We start from the raw sequence: 15,704 nt of genomic DNA, 5'->3' as shown, positions 1-15,704 counted from the left end.
CATCTCGACTTCAAGCTGGACAAAGCTCATGATTCGAGTACAAATGTATTCTGAGGCAACGGGGCGTCCTCGAGTACATCCATATATGAGGCAACAGGTATCACCAGCAGCCTTGACCTGTTTATCCAGGACGGTATATTGACTGCGCCAGCACAAGTTCCTGGCAGAGTATGAGTGACAAAAGGAGAGAATGTGCGTTCTACGATAGCCGCGTGTTTGTTCTGCACCGTCGTTGTGATCGGTGTTGGCATTGCCCAGGCCGAGTTACATCCAACCGGCATGATTTACGAAGAGTTGGAGAAGATTGCACCGGACCATGAGGTTAAGACTGTGCTGCCGGCTCCGGGTGTGCCGGACTATCACCGTGTATTCCGGGTTGACCTGTCGCACGAGATGCCGCCGGTCGGGAACCAGGGTGGCCAGGGTTCGTGTGCGTCTTGGGCCACCACTTACTACCACCGTACCCATCTTGAGTACATTGAACGACACTGGAGTCTGACCGACCCGAATCACCAGTTCAGCCCGGCGTTCACCTACAATCAGATAAACGGCGGCGGGGATTATGGCTCGGGGTTTACGAACAACTTCGGGCTGATGTGCGACCAGGGTTGCGCAAGCCTGGTTGACTGTCCTTACCGTGACAATGACCCCTTGTCCTGGCCGACCGAGCAGGCGTATATCAATGCGATTCCGTTTCGGTGCAAGACATGGCACTGGGCCTGGGTCCGCGACAGCTCTGGAATTGGTATCATAAAACAGCTTCTGAACAACGGATTCAGCTCCTGCCTGGCAATCTGGGTCTGGGGCAATTTCGACAATATCCATCTGTACAACTATACCTACTGTGCTGCTGACCGCACCGGCTCAAACCGTGGCGGCCACCTGATAACAATCTGCGGCTACGATGATACGCTCACGACCAATGACGGGCCAGGTGCCTTCCGCTGTGTTAACTCCTGGGGTTCAGGCTGGGGTCAGGCTGGATTCTTCTGGATGTCCTATGCAGCGGCGATGGACCTCTACCTTTCGATGCAACAGGTTGGCTGGATGGAGGACACCATCGGCTACGAGCCCAAGATGCTGGGTCGGGTGCGCATCAACCATCCGGCCCGGGACCGGGTCGGCATCACGTTCCTCGTCGGCAAGCGCGAAGTGCCGCTCTGGTTCTACGATTATCGGACCTGGCGCTGGCCACGCACGGACCGGCCCTTCCCGGCAACGAACCTTGTGTTCGACATGACTGGCGGTGCGGACTATATCGAGAACCTTGAAACCGACTCGGCGTTTGTCTGCTGCTACGACGACCTGCCGGACGGCAAAGAGGGTGAGATAGTATATGCCTCAGTCCAGTATCTACCCTGGGCCAATATCATCCGCTCGCGCGACACCCCGCTTGCGATTCCAGACACCTGGGTTCAGGTTTACGCGCTATCGAGGATGAAGCGCTATGACCCGGATGTCGGTGTCGTCGAAGGTCCGACTCCGACCGGAGTCCTGGATTCAGGTCAGACGGTAGTGCCAAAGACAAAGGTCCGCAACTTCGGCCAGGCTGCTGCGACATTTCCGGTAGTGATGCGTATCGGCTCGACCTACTGCGATACCCAGTACGTATCCAACCTTGCCCAGCTCGATACATGTCGAGTATCGTTCCGTGCGTGGACTGCGCCGACCCGCGGTACGTTCGCTCTGCGTTGCACAACCATGCTTGTCGGCGACCAGTATCCGGACAATGACTGCGAAGACGGCTCAGTCCGAGTCCGGGTCAGGGACTGTGCGTTGACGGCGATTCTCAGTCCACCCGATACAGTTGATACCGGATGTGTCATTATTCCGCAGATTCGTATTACCAACTACGGAACTGAGGAAGAAGTTGTCCGAGCTGTGTTTCGAATACCGGGCGATAACTACGCACGCGGTGGACAGAAGAACGTGCCAGCCGGAGCCGAGACTACATTGACTTTCCCAACCTGGCGTTCCCGGAACGAAGGTACCCACATCGCCTGCTGCACGCTGACCGTGAACGGAGACGTGCACCTTGAGAACAACGACCTTTTCAAGTACGTGACGGTCAAGGCCGGTGCCGGCATCGCGGAACACGGACTCGTGCCTCACGCCTCGCACCTTACGCTTGAAGCTGAGACGAATCCGTTCCGTACGGCTGTCAGCCTGCGGGTTGTGGCCAACAGCCCAACGGAATTGAGAATCTACGATGCCTGTGGCAATCTGGTCCGCACGATTCGCACGGCAAGTCAAGAACCGTTAGCTGCCACCTCTATCACTTGGGACGGCAGAAACGCAACCGGAGCAATTGTTCCAGCCGGTGCCTACTTCTGTCGGCTGGAAGCTAGCGGACGTCAAGTCACCATCAGTCTGCTCAAGCTGGACTAGAGAGTCTCGACTGCGCAGCGGGCCGGCATATGCCGGCCCGCTTGCTTGTGTTTGAGATTGGGTTTGCGCTGTCCTACGCCACGCAGAGCGCTTCCTGTTTCTTATGAAGCAGGGCCCACTGCGCGTCTATGTAGCGCTTATTCTCGGCGATTATCGCCTTACCCTGCTCGTCCTTGAACAGGTGCGCGAACCGACCCTGTGGTTTCATGAACTCCTCAACCGGCTTCTTTTCTTTCGGCTCGTAGGTTATCTTGTACTTGCCGTTCTCGTATTCGTAGATGGGCCAGAAGCACGTGTCAGCCGCAAGCCGGGAAAGCTCGATGGTCATGTCGCCTGGATGGCCCCAGCCCAGAGGACACGGCACCAGTATGTTCAGAAACGACGGCCCGTCTGCGGCGAGGGCCTTCTGGACCTTAGTTACAAGGTCGTTCCATAAGGCAACCGTGGTCTGAGCCGCATAGGCCGGATTGTGGGCAATAATGATTTCCATTATGTCCTTGCGATGCATCTGCTTGCCCGGCACGACCTCGCCGGCGGGGGAGGTGGTCGTGTGCGCACCGTAAGGCGTAGCCGATGACCGTTGAATACCGGTGTTCATATAGCCCTCATTGTCCGTACATACATAAAGGAATCGGTGCCGGCGCTCGAAGGCGCCGGAGATAGCTTGGAACCCGATGTCATAAGTGCCACCGTCGCCGCCAAAGGCGATGAACTTGAGGTCGTCCTGAATGAGTCCCATCTTCTTTCTGAACCGGTACGCAGTCTCGACTCCGGCCGCAGTCGAGGCCGCAGTCTCAAACGCAGTATGAATCATCGGAATCTGCCAAGCTGAATGCGGATAGATGGACGAGAATATCTCGGTACACCCGGTCGGCATGATGCCTACCACCTTGTTGGGCGGGGTGGCAAGCAGCACTTGTCTCACCGCCAGCGCTTCGCCGCAGCCGGCACATGCCCGATGTCCGCTTGAAAACAACTCCGGATTCTTACACAGGTCCTTTAGCCGCGCCATGTCTGCTCCTTGTGCGCCCTGTTCTGCAATCTGGCATCTGGTATCTGGTATCTGAAATCAATTCTCATTGCCTACCTCACTCCTACATAAGTCACCAGCGCATCCTTCTTGCCGGCCAGTGCCTGCTCGAGAACACCGATTCCATCCTCAGGCGTGAACTCTTTACCGCCCAGGCCATACACATAGGCCAGCGCTTTGGGTCGCTGCGGCAGGTCATAGAGCAAGGACGTCACTTCGGTGAAGAGCGGGCCACCATAGGAGTTTACCGCATCGGCCCGGTCCATAATCGCCACTGTCTTGAACCTGGCCAGCGCCTGCTTCAGAATCGGGTGCGGTAACGGCCGGTACACGCGCAGTTTGACCATTCCAACCTTCTTGCCCTGCTTGCGCAGCGCATCAACCGCCTCGCGCATCGTGCCGCAGGCCGAGCCCATCAGAAGCACGACCGCTTCCGCATCTTCGGTCTTGTACTCCTCGATGACTCCGTACCCTCGGCCAAACTGCTTCGCAAAGTCGGCCTGCACCTCTTCCACAATCGGAAGCGCCCTGTTCATTCCTTCGATCTGGCTTCGCTTGAACTCGAAATAGTAGTCCTGCATCGTGGCCGGGCCAACTAGAATCGGGTGCTTGATGTCCAGAAGGTCCCAGTTCGGCTTCCACTTCCCGAGCCAGTCCCGTACCTTCTTGTCCTCGAACGACTCGATGCGCTCCAGACAGTGCGAGAGGATAAACCCGTCCACCGCGACAATCGCGGGCAATGAGGCCTTCTCGGCAATCTTCACCGCCTGGATTAGTGTGTCGTACCCTTCCTGCACCGTTTCGCAGAAGAACTGCATCCAACCTGAGTCGCGCGATGCCAGTGAATCCGAGTGGTCGCCGTGAATGTTCAGGGGCGAGGAAAGCGAACGGGAGGCGATGGGCATCACGATGGGCAGACGCAGACCGCCCGCGATGAACAGCATCTCGTGCATCAAGGCAAGGCCCTGGGACGCGGTCGCGGTCATTGTCCGGCAGCCGCAGGCGGCGGCTCCGATGCAGGCAGCCATGGCTGAGTGCTCCGACTCGACTGCCACAAACTCCGAATCCACCAAACCGTCGTTCACATACCCAGCGAATATCTGCACAATCTCGGTGGAAGGCGTTATCGGGTAAGCAGCTACCACATCCGGGTTTATCTGCTTCATCGCGTAGGCCAGAGCCTCGTTTCCGGTTTTCGCCAGTATCATTTCCGCTCCTGTTCCATCGTTATCGCCTGCACCTTCTTCGGACAGACCGAAGCGCAGATACCGCAGCCCTTGCAGTAGTCGTAGTTGATTCCCTGATTCTTGCCGTCCTTCACAATAATGGCTGCGTCCGGGCAGTAAATCCAACAGGTCAGACAATGGATACACCTGTCCTTGTTCCACACCGGCCGCTGAGACCGCCAGGCACCGGTCTTGTTTTCCAGTACCGCCTTCGGGTCGTCAATAATCGCGCCGCACGGTAGTTCTTTCCAGCTCTTCAATTTTGTCATATCCTCGTCCTTCAGTTGTTCTGCAATCTGTAATCCCGTAGATGGAATCCAGCGTGTTCTCTCATTCTTTCACCTCTTCGTACGCCCGGCGCACCGACTCTAAATTGGGTTTGATGAACTTTTCCTTGCCGCCTCGGAACTTCTCGGAAAGTTTGTGTTCGATTGCTTTCATCATCGGCTCAAACTCCAGAACCCCGGTGACTTTCACCAGTGCGCCCAGCATTGGCGTATTGGGCACATTCTTGCCCACTGTTTCCATCGCTATCTTCGAGGCGTCCACTGCATAGACCTTGATGTTTTCCGGCAGTCTTACCCTCTTCCGCAATTCTTCAGGCGTCTCAGTGGTGTTCACCAGTAGAATACCATCTTCCTTCAGACCCTCGGTGACCCGGGCCGTTTCGATGAGCGACGCATCTAGAACTACCACTATCTTCGGCTCCTTGATGCCGGAGTGGGTACGAATCGGTTCATCCGACAGCCGGTTGAACGCCTGCACTGGTGCGCCCATCCGCTCCGGCCCGTACTCTGGAAAGGCCTGAATGAATTTGCCGGTATCGAGCGCGGCCTCGCCAAACAGAAGCGCCGCAGTCTTTGCACCTTGGCCGCCGCGACCGTGCCAGCGTATTTCAAGAACTTCTGACATCATACCTCCGTAGTCAATTCTGGAATCTGAACCTGCTTCACCTTGTCTGCTCCTATTCCAACTCACTGCTGTCTACTTGTTGTGCGGACTGCTATGTTAGCCCGCTCTGGCACGTTGTCAATTCGGCCTTTGCACTTCCCAAGAGTTGACGCGAATCTACTGAGACTTGTCCGAGACACCACCTTCACCCTATGCCTCCTCTTGTAAAGAGGAGGTATAGAAAGGCATGGGGTTTGGTCATCTGGATTGCTGCTGGCGACATTCCAGCGACAAGCTGATGAGATCCGTCTGCCGAATCAGGACTCAGGCCGGAGTCGCTGTGATTAGATAAGGAATCGGCCGTTTCGGGCGATGGGTTTGCCGTCGCCGTAGATGACCGAGTCCTTGCGCGTGTCGCAGACCATGTCCCAGTGGATGCCGGACCGGTTCTTTGAGCCGGTTTCAGGCAGACCCGCGCCGAGTGCGATGTGGACCGTGCCGCCGATTTTCTCGTCGAACAGGGTGTTTCGGGTGAAGCGCTTGATTGAGTAGTTCGTGCCGAAGGCGAGTTCGCCGACCCGTCTGGCTCCCGCATCAGTGCCAAGCATCGCTTTGAGGAAGTCTTCACCTTTGTCTGCTTTCGCTTCGACGACCCGTCCCCGGCGGAACACGAGTCTGACGTTCTGGACTTCGCGGCCCTGGTACACGGCAGGAAATGTGTAGCGGACCTTGCCCTCGGCTGAGTTCTCGACCGGGCCGGTGAATACTTCGCCGTCCGGAAAGTTCACGTGGCCGTCGCAGTTGACCCACTTGCGACCGCGCACGTTGAAAGACAGGTCGGTGTCAGGTGCAACAATCCTGATGGTTGAGAGCCGGTTCAGGTACCGGACGAGCCGGGCCTGACGCCTGGATACCTTTTTCCACTCGGCAATCGGATCTTTCTTGTCGAGCATGCCGGCTGTAAACACAAAATCCTGGTATTCCTCAAGCGACATTTCAGCGTCCTGGGCCGAGGAATTGGTTGGGAACATCGTGCCGCACCAGCGGAGCGAGCCTTTGGCGATACGCTCAAGCATCCGGTTAAAGACCGGTTTGCGCGCCCGGCCAGCAAGGGCCAGTTTGCGGGGCGGGATACCGGTCAGTTCCTTGGTGTTCCAGCCGCCCCAGAAGAACAACCGGCCGTTGATTCGTTCGACCTCGAGTTTCTCGCTCGGTGCGATGAAACGGAGCTGGTCGTCGTTTGCATGGTGGTAGAACGTGTAAGCGGTGCCGGGCAGCGAGATGCGAAGCATCGGATGACCGCCGGCACGAAGCACTTCGACCATCGCACAGCGGATTAGTTCTTCAGCCAAGGCTGGACCTTCAATCCGCACCCAGTCGCCTTTCTTGACGCCGATACTGTAGCGGACGAGGAGTCGGGCCAGCCGTTTGATTCTTATGTCAGGCATCAGGATTCTCCTTTCTGGACAAACGGAAACAGACGTGCCGTTTGGGCATTGGAAGATTGGTCATTGGTTCATTACTTCTATCCGATACTGCGGCCACGGGTGGCGAAGAAACCAGCAATGGACGCAAGCCCGACCGTTGCGCCGATGGTGAAGAGCAGATGTCGGACCGCGAAGAAGTTCGTGAGCTGGCCGATAACGAAGGCCGACCCGGCGAAAAACACATGTAGCAACCACTCCCGGGTGGAGAAGATCCGGCCACGGGCCGATTCAGGGACCGATTCGTGGAGCAAGGTGTCCATGCCGATGTTGATGGGCGAAAGCGCAAGTCCAGCCAGGAGCGCGAGCGGCGCGACCCAGACAAACTGTCGGGAAATTGCCAGTGCCATCGCGATGAGTCCGAGCACGAGAAATGAGCCGAGCATCACCTTGTGCTTGCGCAGGCGGTGACCGATAATGCCGTAGGCCATTGAGGATACGACAAGGCCGACTGAGCCGATCGCAGCGACATAGCCCACGCCTTTGGTCCCGAGTCCGACCCCGCCCGCGTCGCGACCAGACTGAATAATCGGGATGTAGAGCACAAGGACCGCAGCACCCATGATGACGTACGCAAGGACCGTGCAATTGACGAAGAACACCGATGGTTCCCTCGTTACGAGCTGCCAGAGTTCCTTTACCTCGCGCAGCATCTTGGACTGCTGATCGAGAAACATCCGGGCCTCGTCGGAAACGGTAAGCCGCTTTTCCGGCGGATGCCAAGCTCCGGCCAGGCGGCGGAAGATGACAAGCAGCGCAATGACCGATACGAGATAGGTAAGGGCATCGAGATAGAAGCCCGCAGTCCAGGTTGGTCGTATGCCAAGACCAAGCCAGCCAGACCAGTCAACGATGAGCCCGCCCAGGAACATGCCGAGGAGCGTGGCGACCCGGCCGATGAGGTTCATGAGTGAATTTGCGCCCAGGACCCTCTCCGGACCGACAAGGTTGGGAATGATTGAAAGCCGCGAGGTATTGAAGAAAAGACCGAACAGGAATACGCCAAAGGCGACTGTAAAGACGAGATAGAGACTCTTTGTGGCAATGGCGACGAGCGGTATCAGGAGAACCAGCACGGTACGGGCCGAATCGCAGACGACCATAACCTTACGCCGGTCCCATCGGTCAACGAGTATTCCGGCGAGTGGGCCGAAAAGTATCACTGGCAGGGCAACAACGACCGAGAGAAAAGATATCGCTCGGGCGCTATCCAATCTGAGCACCTCGGCGAAGTAGGCAATCATTGCAAGCAGCGCCATGTAGTCGAGTTTGTCGCCGAAGAGCGAGACTGCCTGGGAGACTGAGAAGACGACAAATTCCGGGATGCGCAAAACCGGCAGCAACTGGCTGCGGTTGTTCATGACAACCGTGGTTGGTGCCTCAGGCCGACAATCAGAACCCCCTTCGATGGCCTTCTTTTCGTCCACTTAGCTCGTGCGGCGGCCAAGACGCGGAACCGGATAGGCCTGGAGCAGTTCGTAGTACAGGCTCTCAACCTGGTCAGCGACCCGGGACCAGGAGTAGCGCAAGGCCTTCTGTCGGCCGGCAGCGCCCATCTTTTGGCGTAAGGTCGGGTCTTTGAGCAGTTGTACGATGGCGGCAGCAATACCATCGACGTCACGGGGCGGCACAAGCAGGCCCTCGCGGCCATGCTCCAGCACCTTGCGGTACCCCTCGATGTCTGAGGCGACGACCGGCTTCGCACTTGCCATTGCTTCGAGCAGCACGATACCGAAACTCTCAAAACCGATTGCCGGCGAGCAGTAAACGTCGCAGCTTGCGTAGTAGTGCGGTCGGGCGTCATTCGGAACCAGACCGGCCCAGTGAACGTGCTCCTCGACTTCCTTGTCCAGGTACCCCTTGTATGCATACCCGAACAGGCCGGCGCCAACCACGATAAGCTGGACGTCGGGAACCTGGCGGACGATTTCCGGCATTGCCATCAGGAGGTACTTGAGGCCCTTGCGTGGCTCGAACCGGCCAAGAAACAGTACCTTGGGCCGGCCGTTGTCAAGTTCGGGGATAGGTGTGACGTCGGGCCGGAACGTCTCGACATCTACCGCGTTGGGGATTATCCGATACGGGCCGGGAAAGTACCGGGCAGTCGAGTCGCGGGCCCGTTCGGAGACCGCAACCAGACCGTGGAGGTGGTGGAAGTAGGGACGGAACTCAGGCCAGAAAAGCACGTAGGGAATACTGCGCTGATAGTCGGAGTGCAAAGTGATGACATTCACTGACTCGGATGCTCGGATGGCGACAAGCGGTAAAGTTGGTGCGAGCGAGCCGTGAATGTGGATGATGTTGAACCGTTCGGCAGCAAAATATCTTTTTACCCGGTGCACCGGCCGCCAGGCGATCGGCACCCGGGCAAACGACTTGTTGGAGCGGACCAGAAGTCCGGTACCGATGCGGTACACCTGGTCTTCGTCCGGTGTGCAGGGTAGAGTTTCGACCGTCTTGCCGCCGAAGTTGGTAGTCAGTACCTTTACGGTGTGTCCCCGTTTGCGCAGCTCGACGGAGAGGTTATGGATATGGTCCGGGATGCCGCCGACATAGGGATAGTAATTGTCGGATACCATGCAGATACGCAGCGGCTGTCTTGGGTGTCTGTCCGCTTGGACAGGTTCGAGCTGGGTGCGCTGCTCAATGGGACCAGCGGTCATTTCCTTCTGTTGTACGCTTCTATGCCGTGGGCCAGGAGACTCATCGCGCGTGCGAGGTCATCGCAGTTCAGGACATAGGCGATGCGGACTTCATTCTGGCCCGCACCTTTGGTGGCGTAGAACCCGTTTGCTGGTGCGACCATCACGGTCTCGTTGTTCTCCTGAAACTCGTCAAGCATGAAGATGGCAAACTGCTCGGCATCGTCTACCGGCAGACGGGCAACGACGTAAAAGGCTCCGGCCGGCCGCTGGCATAGTACTCCTGGCATGGCACACAAGGCGTCGCATACCAGGTCGCGCCTGCGGCGGTATTCATCCCGCACCGCGGCAAAGTACGAAGCCGGCGTGGACAGCGCGGCCAGCGCGGCAAGCTGGTCAACTGTCGGTGGGCAGAGCCGGGCCTGGCCGAACTTAAGGACTGTCTGCATCAGGTCGTGGTTACGGGAGACGATACACCCGACTCGGGCACCACACGCTGAGTAGCGTTTGGACACCGAGTCAACCATAATTGCACGGTCCTCGAGGCCAGCAAGGTTCATCACGCTGTGGTGCTTGACGCCGGGGTCGTAGATGAACTCGCGGTACACTTCGTCGGCGACAAGGTAGAGGTTCCGCTCAAGGCAGAGCCGCGCGAGCATCGCCATCTCATCGGCTGTGTAAACGACACCGGTCGGGTTGCCCGGGTTGGACACGAGGATGGCCCGGGTACGCTCAGTCAGTCTTGATTCGATCTCCCGGCCTGGCGGTAGGTGGAATCCATCTTCGGCCCGGCAGGTCACCGGCACAAGCTGGATACTACTCATGCATGCGTACCCAGCGTAGTTGGTGTAGAACGGTTCGGGTACGAGAACCTCATCTCCGGGGTCGGTGATGGCACCATAGACGAAGGCAATCGCTTCGCTGCCACCGACCGTGACCAGGATATCCTTCGTTTCGACCGTGATTCCGACGCCGGCGTAGTAGTGGACCAGGCCATCGAGATAGGCGGTAAGGCCGTTGGACGGGCCATAACCGATGACTTTCAGGTCAAGCCCGCGATAGGCGGCCAGCATCTCAGCCGGGGTTTCCACATCCGGCTGGCCGATGTTCAGGTGATATACTTTGACGCCGCGTGAGCGGGCACGGTCGGCATAGGGCACGAGCTTGCGGATGGGCGAGGCCGGCATCAGCCGCCCCCGTTCGGAAATTGTCACCTTCCCTGGCATACGTCTCCTTTCTTTCGTACCCGGACCAGGCCGGCTCGTTAGCGTGGCAGCAGTCGGCGCAGTTCGACCGGTTCAATCGGGCCGACCGCACCGACGCAGAAGCCCGGGGCGCTGAACAGTTGGTCCGCCAAGTCGTTTATTTCCGCATGCTTCACCCGGTCGAGACATGCAAGTGCCTCGTCCAGTGGCTGCACCTGTCCCAATAGTTGCTGGCTTCTGGCCAGTCGCAGCATCCGGCTGGTCGGGCTTTCCAAAGCCAAGAGAATCGAGCTTCGGGTCATGATAAGGGCGCGTTCGATTTCGTCCGACCCGAACCGGTGACGGCGCAGCCGCTCAAGTTCGTCGGTGATGACCTCAAGGCAGCGGGTTAGCTTACTTGCCTCGGCCACGAAATACACACCTATGAACCCGGAATCTTCAAAGAGCTCGGCAAAGCTAGACACCGAATATACCAAACCTTCGGTTTCGCGCAAGCGTTGGAACAGACGGGACGATAGTCCGCCGCCGAATGCGGTGTTGAAGATGGCCAATGCGTGACGTCTCAGGTCGGCAAAAGGGAATGCCGGTACTGCGAGGCAGATGTACACCTGGCTCAGGTCGCGGCGGGTTTCAACCATCTCGCCGGCCGGAGCTGGAACCGGTCTTGTCCGGACCGGAGGCGCAAACCTGGGCCAGTGGCCAAGTGTGCGTTCGATGCACTGAGCCAGTTCGTCGGTCCGGACTTCGCCAACCGCAACTGCAAGCCCGGTACCAACATGGTATCGTTCGGCATAGACCCGGCGTAGAAACTCGGGTTCGGCTCTGGCAAGCGAATCCAAAGTACCGCTTATTGGCCAACCCATCGGATGGTTCTGGTAGAATGCCTGAAAAGTCAGGTTGAATGTTTTTGAGTCCGGGTCTTCGTCCGCGCTCCGGATTTCCTCGGCGATTACGCCTTTCTCCTTTTCCAGTTCAAGCTGGTTGAAGGCCGGTCGCGCAACGATATCACACAGAAGTTCAGTGACCGGAACCTGCTGGTCGGACGGGAACCGGCCGTAGAAGCAGGTCGTTTCCTTGTCGGTGAAAGCGTTCAGCTCCGCGCCGAGCGATTCCGCCGCATAGGATATGTCGCGCGCGGACAGCCGGTCCGTGCCCTTGAACACCATATGCTCGTTGAGGTGGCAAAGACCGACAAGGTCCTTAGGGTCATCCCGGCTGCCGATCCGGAACGCAAGCCCGAGGCAGACCGAGTGGACATGGGGCAACTGTTCGGTAATGAGCAGAAGTCCATTTGACAGCACTGTGGTTCGGATGCCGTCGGTTGCAAACTCGGGAGCGCCCAAAGGCCAAGCGTTCTTCTAGCGCCGTTCCCGGGAACGGCGCCGGCTATGGTCGCGATCGCTGTCCCGCGAATGGTTGCGACGTTCGGGCCGGACCGCAATCCCTGAGTCGTCTGAAGGTGGAATCTCGCCCCGTTCTTCCATTGCCTTCTTGCGTGACAGGTTGATCCGGCCAAGGTCGTCAATTTCTACAACCTTGACCCAGACCTTGTCGCCGACTCGGACCGCGTCTTCGACGGCGCGGACCCGCGTCGGTGCGAGCTGGGAAATGTGGACCATTCCTTCTTTGCCCGGCAGTATCTCAACGAAGGCGCCGAAGTTCATGATTCTCGTCACCGTGCCCAGATAGAGTTTGCCGACTTCGACCTCAGCTACGAGCGATTCGACCCAGGCCTGGGCCCGTTCGAGAGCCTCGACCTTGTTCGAGGCAATAGTCACGGTACCGTCGTCCTCGATGTCAATGGTGCAGCCAGTCTCATCAGTAATCTTGCGGATGGTCTTGCCGCCCGGACCGATGACCGTGCCGATCTTCTCGCGGTCGATCTTAAGGAATACGATGCGCGGGGCAAGCCGTGATATCTCAGGACGGGGTTGAGCCAGGGTCTGGTCCATTATGTCGAGCACTTTCAGGCGAGCTGTAGTCGCGCGGCGGATGCCTTCAGCAAGCACTGAGTAGGGGACTCCGGGCAGTTTCAGGTCGAGTTGTATCGCAGTGATGCCCTTGCGGGTGCCGGCCACCTTGAAGTCCATGTAGCCATAATGGTCCTCGTCACCAATAATGTCGGTGACGAGGGAGTACTTTGCACCCCGGGCGATGTCGCCGTCCACAATCAGGCCCATTGCCATGCCGGCAACTGCGGCCCGGACCGGCACCCCCGCGTCCATCAGCGAAAGCGAGCCGGCGCAGACCGAGGCCATCGAGGAACTGCCGTTCGATTCGAGAATGTCCGAAACCACCCGGATGGTGTAGGGGAAGTTCTCCTCGGGCGGAATGACAGCAGCGAGGGCACGTTCAGCCAAATCACCGTGGCCAATGTCCCGGCGGCCCGGTCCGCGTAGGAACTTGACCTCGCCGACCGAGAAGGGCGGGAAGTTGTAGTGGAGCATGAACCGCTTCTTCTCCTCCATCTCAAGCTCGACGTCGTCCACGACCTGTTCGTCCTGCTTGGTGCCGAGCGTAGTCGCGGCAAGGGACTGAGTCTGGCCTCGGGTAAAGAGCGCCGAGCCGTGGGTCCGGGGCAGGACCGAGACTGCGCATTCAATCGGCCGAATCTCACCTTCCTTTCTGCCGTCAAGCCGGATGCCGGTATCAAGTATTCGGCGCCGCATGTCTTCACCGAACATTGCGTCCGTCACGCCCTTGATTGCGGCTTCGGATTCGGGAAAAGTCTCGGCAAGGTCGGCGACCAGCTTGCGAACCAGTTCGGTGCGGGCATTTCCGCGCTGGAGCTTGTCCTGGATGTTATTGGCGGCCCTGACTCCGTCTGCGGCACGCTTGCGGACTTCGGCCTCAAGCTCGGGCGCGACCAGCGGCTGATCGGTCCTGAGCTTGGGCTTGCCGACCTGTCGCTGAAGCTCAAGCTGAAGGTCAATAGTCTCACGGATGACCGGTGCCGCCAGGTCCCAGCCCCGGTCAATATCCTCAGGACTAGCTTCTCTGGCCTGTCCGGCAATGGTCATCACCAGGTCACCGATACCGACGTACATCATCCACATGTCGGCCTCGTCCTCTCTTGTCATCGGCGGATTGAGAACGAACTCGTTTCCGAACTTGCCGACACGGCAGGCACCAATTGGCCCGAGGAATGGAATTTCTGAGACGGTCAGTGCGGCTGAGGCAGCAATGAGTCCCAAGAGGTCGCTCTCGTTCTCAAGGTCAGTTGAGAGCAGAAAGGCGACAATCTGGGTTTCGTTGCGGAAGTTGTCTGGGAAGAGCGGTCTGATCGGTCGGTCAATGAGACGGCAGGTAAGCGTTTCCTTGTCGCGGGGCCGGCCTTCGCGCTTGAAGAAACCGCCGGGGATTTTCCCGGCGGCGTAGGCCAGCTCGCGATAGTCAACGGTCAAAGGGAAGAAGTCCTGATAGGACTCGATCGGGTCCTTCCGGTACACGGCACTGGCAAGAATGACTGAATCACCGTAGCGCGCCAATACCCCACCGTCAGACTGTCGGGCAACACGGCCGAACTCTAATGACAGGTTGCGGCCGCAGACTTGTTTCTCGACGCGGGTCAAGGTCTAACCCCTCAACCCTAGTTCATCAACAATTTTCTTGTAGCGGCTCTTATGGTGCTCGGAAAGGTAGTTTAGGTGCCGCCGGCGTTCGTTGACCATCTTGATGAGCCCGCGGCGGGAGTGCTTGTCCTTCTTGTGCACCTTCAGGTGCTCACTCAACAGGTTTATCCGCTCGCTCAGAATCGCAATCTGAACCTCGGGCGAGCCAGTATCGGTATCGTGCAACTGATGGAGATGAATCAGTTGTTCCTTCTTCTCTTTCGCTATAGGCATTCTTACTTCCTCCGGATGCAAGGATACCCAAAATCCAGCACTTGTCAACCTCTGGAGGACGTAGCTGTGAATATGACCGCAAGTCAGCGTAGCGGCGAGCTCCGAACAAACTTGTCCAGGGAGGACTTCGTGCGAGACCCGGGCCGGTCGGCCGCGGGTTGTTGATTCCGGCTGGTTCTGAACCTGGCGAAACCGGCTTAGGCTACTAGCGGGGCGACCTTCTGGTCGCCCCGCTCGGAATCTGTCCGTTGACCTACTTCTGTCCTTCTTCAGCCTTGGGTTTGACGATGCAGGTGATTTCGGTCTTGAGCGACTCGGCCGGGGTCTTGGATGGATCAGACAGATAGAACTCCATGCACGGCCCGGCAACGACATACCCGTTCTCATCAACCCATTTCATCAACTGCTCGTACACCGGGCCAACCTTGTCGTATGGCCCGATGTACAGCGCAGCGGCAATTTGTGTCGCCGGCATTGCTTTGACTGCGACGTCTTTATCACCCTTGGTCTCAGCTGGGACCGGAACGCACACTTCCCACTTTGCGCTTTCCTGCGGTACCTCAAATCCGGTCAGGAACACAGCGAACGGTCCGCCTGCGGGTTTCACCTGGCACTTTTCCAGCCACGCGAACAGTTCGTTGATTGCCTGGCCTACGCCCGCGTACGGGCCGGTCCGGGTCAAGTACGCTACGTTCGTCTCGTTCAGCATCTTGACCGAAGCTGTGAACTTCGGTTCTTCGGTTTTCCCCGCTGGTTGCGGGGCTTTGCTGCCACACCCGACCATCACCAGGATGGCGAAGCATGCGGCCGTGGCCAGCAGTGTTCTGTGCATCATGTTGTCCTTTCGCCGCGTTTGAGATTGCGTGCGGCGTGCGAATACTAGTCCGGCAGTAACTACTGTCAAGCTCTCGCGTTGCCTCACCAAAAATGTACTCGAAGCTACCCCGTTGCCTCACGTAAGAAAAGTACTCGAAACAGGAGGCATAATCTGAC

Annotated in this window: 13 protein-coding genes; 1 reads left to right on the top strand and 12 read right to left on the bottom strand. The window is 58.1% G+C overall.

Annotation, left to right across the window (positions count from 1 at the left end; translation table 11 throughout):
• Window positions 1-192 precede the first annotated feature (192 nt).
• Window positions 193-2,388, top strand: a complete 2,196-nt coding sequence (locus ABIL25_08220; GenBank protein ID MEO0082260.1) for a FlgD immunoglobulin-like domain containing protein — start codon at window positions 193-195, stop codon at window positions 2,386-2,388.
• Between the two features lie 73 nt (window positions 2,389-2,461).
• Here ABIL25_08220 and ABIL25_08215 read toward each other — a convergent pair whose 3' ends face one another.
• The 12 genes from ABIL25_08215 to ABIL25_08160 all read right to left on the bottom strand — a co-directional run bounded on the left by ABIL25_08215 (window position 2,462) and on the right by ABIL25_08160 (window position 15,543).
• Window positions 2,462-3,400, bottom strand: coding sequence for a thiamine pyrophosphate-dependent enzyme (locus ABIL25_08215; protein ID MEO0082259.1), 939 nt, complete (start codon window positions 3,398-3,400; stop codon window positions 2,462-2,464).
• Between the two features lie 71 nt (window positions 3,401-3,471).
• A complete protein-coding gene (gene porA / locus ABIL25_08210; GenBank protein ID MEO0082258.1) occupies window positions 3,472-4,626 on the bottom strand; it encodes a pyruvate ferredoxin oxidoreductase in 1,155 nt (384 codons plus the stop codon).
• Entirely contained in the window at window positions 4,623-4,913 is a 291-nt protein-coding gene (locus ABIL25_08205) for a 4Fe-4S dicluster-binding protein (protein ID MEO0082257.1), read from the bottom strand. The genes porA and ABIL25_08205 overlap by 4 nt, the downstream gene beginning before the upstream one ends.
• Before the next feature lie 61 nt (window positions 4,914-4,974).
• The gene (locus ABIL25_08200) at window positions 4,975-5,556 is read right to left on the bottom strand and encodes a 2-oxoacid:acceptor oxidoreductase family protein (GenBank protein ID MEO0082256.1); all 582 of its coding nucleotides are present in this window, start codon (window positions 5,554-5,556) and stop codon (window positions 4,975-4,977) included.
• A 323-nt stretch (window positions 5,557-5,879) separates the two neighbouring features.
• Window positions 5,880-6,983, bottom strand: coding sequence for an aminopeptidase (locus ABIL25_08195; GenBank protein MEO0082255.1), 1,104 nt, complete (start codon window positions 6,981-6,983; stop codon window positions 5,880-5,882).
• A 77-nt stretch (window positions 6,984-7,060) separates the two neighbouring features.
• Window positions 7,061-8,446 carry an MFS transporter gene (locus ABIL25_08190; GenBank protein MEO0082254.1) on the bottom strand — a complete coding sequence of 462 codons (1,386 nt, stop codon included), beginning with the start codon at window positions 8,444-8,446 and terminating at the stop codon, window positions 7,061-7,063.
• Complete coding sequence (locus ABIL25_08185; protein ID MEO0082253.1) at window positions 8,447-9,682, bottom strand: glycosyltransferase family 4 protein; 1,236 nt, start codon at window positions 9,680-9,682, stop codon at window positions 8,447-8,449.
• Window positions 9,679-10,887 carry a pyridoxal phosphate-dependent aminotransferase gene (locus tag ABIL25_08180; GenBank protein MEO0082252.1) on the bottom strand — a complete coding sequence of 403 codons (1,209 nt, stop codon included), beginning with the start codon at window positions 10,885-10,887 and terminating at the stop codon, window positions 9,679-9,681. Before ABIL25_08180 ends, ABIL25_08185 begins: the two co-directional genes overlap by 4 nt.
• 38 nt (window positions 10,888-10,925) lie before the next feature.
• The gene (locus ABIL25_08175) at window positions 10,926-12,167 is read right to left on the bottom strand and encodes a pitrilysin family protein (protein ID MEO0082251.1); all 1,242 of its coding nucleotides are present in this window, start codon (window positions 12,165-12,167) and stop codon (window positions 10,926-10,928) included.
• Window positions 12,168-12,224: 57 nt separating this feature from the next.
• Window positions 12,225-14,438, bottom strand: coding sequence for a polyribonucleotide nucleotidyltransferase (gene pnp / locus ABIL25_08170; GenBank protein ID MEO0082250.1), 2,214 nt, complete (start codon window positions 14,436-14,438; stop codon window positions 12,225-12,227).
• Between the two features lie 3 nt (window positions 14,439-14,441).
• Complete coding sequence (gene rpsO, locus ABIL25_08165) at window positions 14,442-14,711, bottom strand: 30S ribosomal protein S15 (GenBank protein MEO0082249.1); 270 nt, start codon at window positions 14,709-14,711, stop codon at window positions 14,442-14,444.
• A gap of 253 nt (window positions 14,712-14,964) precedes the next feature.
• Window positions 14,965-15,543, bottom strand: a complete 579-nt coding sequence (locus tag ABIL25_08160; GenBank protein MEO0082248.1) for a GyrI-like domain-containing protein — start codon at window positions 15,541-15,543, stop codon at window positions 14,965-14,967.
• Window positions 15,544-15,704 lie beyond the last annotated feature (161 nt).

Source organism: candidate division WOR-3 bacterium (assembly GCA_039801365.1).
GTDB lineage: Bacteria > Hydrothermota > Tepidihabitantia > Tepidihabitantales > Tepidihabitantaceae > JBDRUN01.
Note: the sequence above shows the minus strand (reverse complement) of the source record. Positions and strands in the feature narration are given on the sequence as shown.

Coding starts and splice junctions, on each gene's coding strand:
- ABIL25_08215 (MEO0082259.1), bottom strand. CDS start 3,400: ATGGCGCGGCTAAAGGACCTGTGTAAGAATCCGGAGTTGTTTTCAAGC.
- porA (MEO0082258.1), bottom strand. CDS start 4,626: ATGATACTGGCGAAAACCGGAAACGAGGCTCTGGCCTACGCGATGAAG.
- ABIL25_08205 (MEO0082257.1), bottom strand. CDS start 4,913: ATGACAAAATTGAAGAGCTGGAAAGAACTACCGTGCGGCGCGATTATT.
- ABIL25_08200 (MEO0082256.1), bottom strand. CDS start 5,556: ATGTCAGAAGTTCTTGAAATACGCTGGCACGGTCGCGGCGGCCAAGGT.
- ABIL25_08195 (MEO0082255.1), bottom strand. CDS start 6,983: ATGCCTGACATAAGAATCAAACGGCTGGCCCGACTCCTCGTCCGCTAC.
- ABIL25_08185 (MEO0082253.1), bottom strand. CDS start 9,682: ATGACCGCTGGTCCCATTGAGCAGCGCACCCAGCTCGAACCTGTCCAA.
- ABIL25_08180 (MEO0082252.1), bottom strand. CDS start 10,887: ATGCCAGGGAAGGTGACAATTTCCGAACGGGGGCGGCTGATGCCGGCC.
- rpsO (MEO0082249.1), bottom strand. CDS start 14,711: ATGCCTATAGCGAAAGAGAAGAAGGAACAACTGATTCATCTCCATCAG.
- ABIL25_08160 (MEO0082248.1), bottom strand. CDS start 15,543: ATGCACAGAACACTGCTGGCCACGGCCGCATGCTTCGCCATCCTGGTG.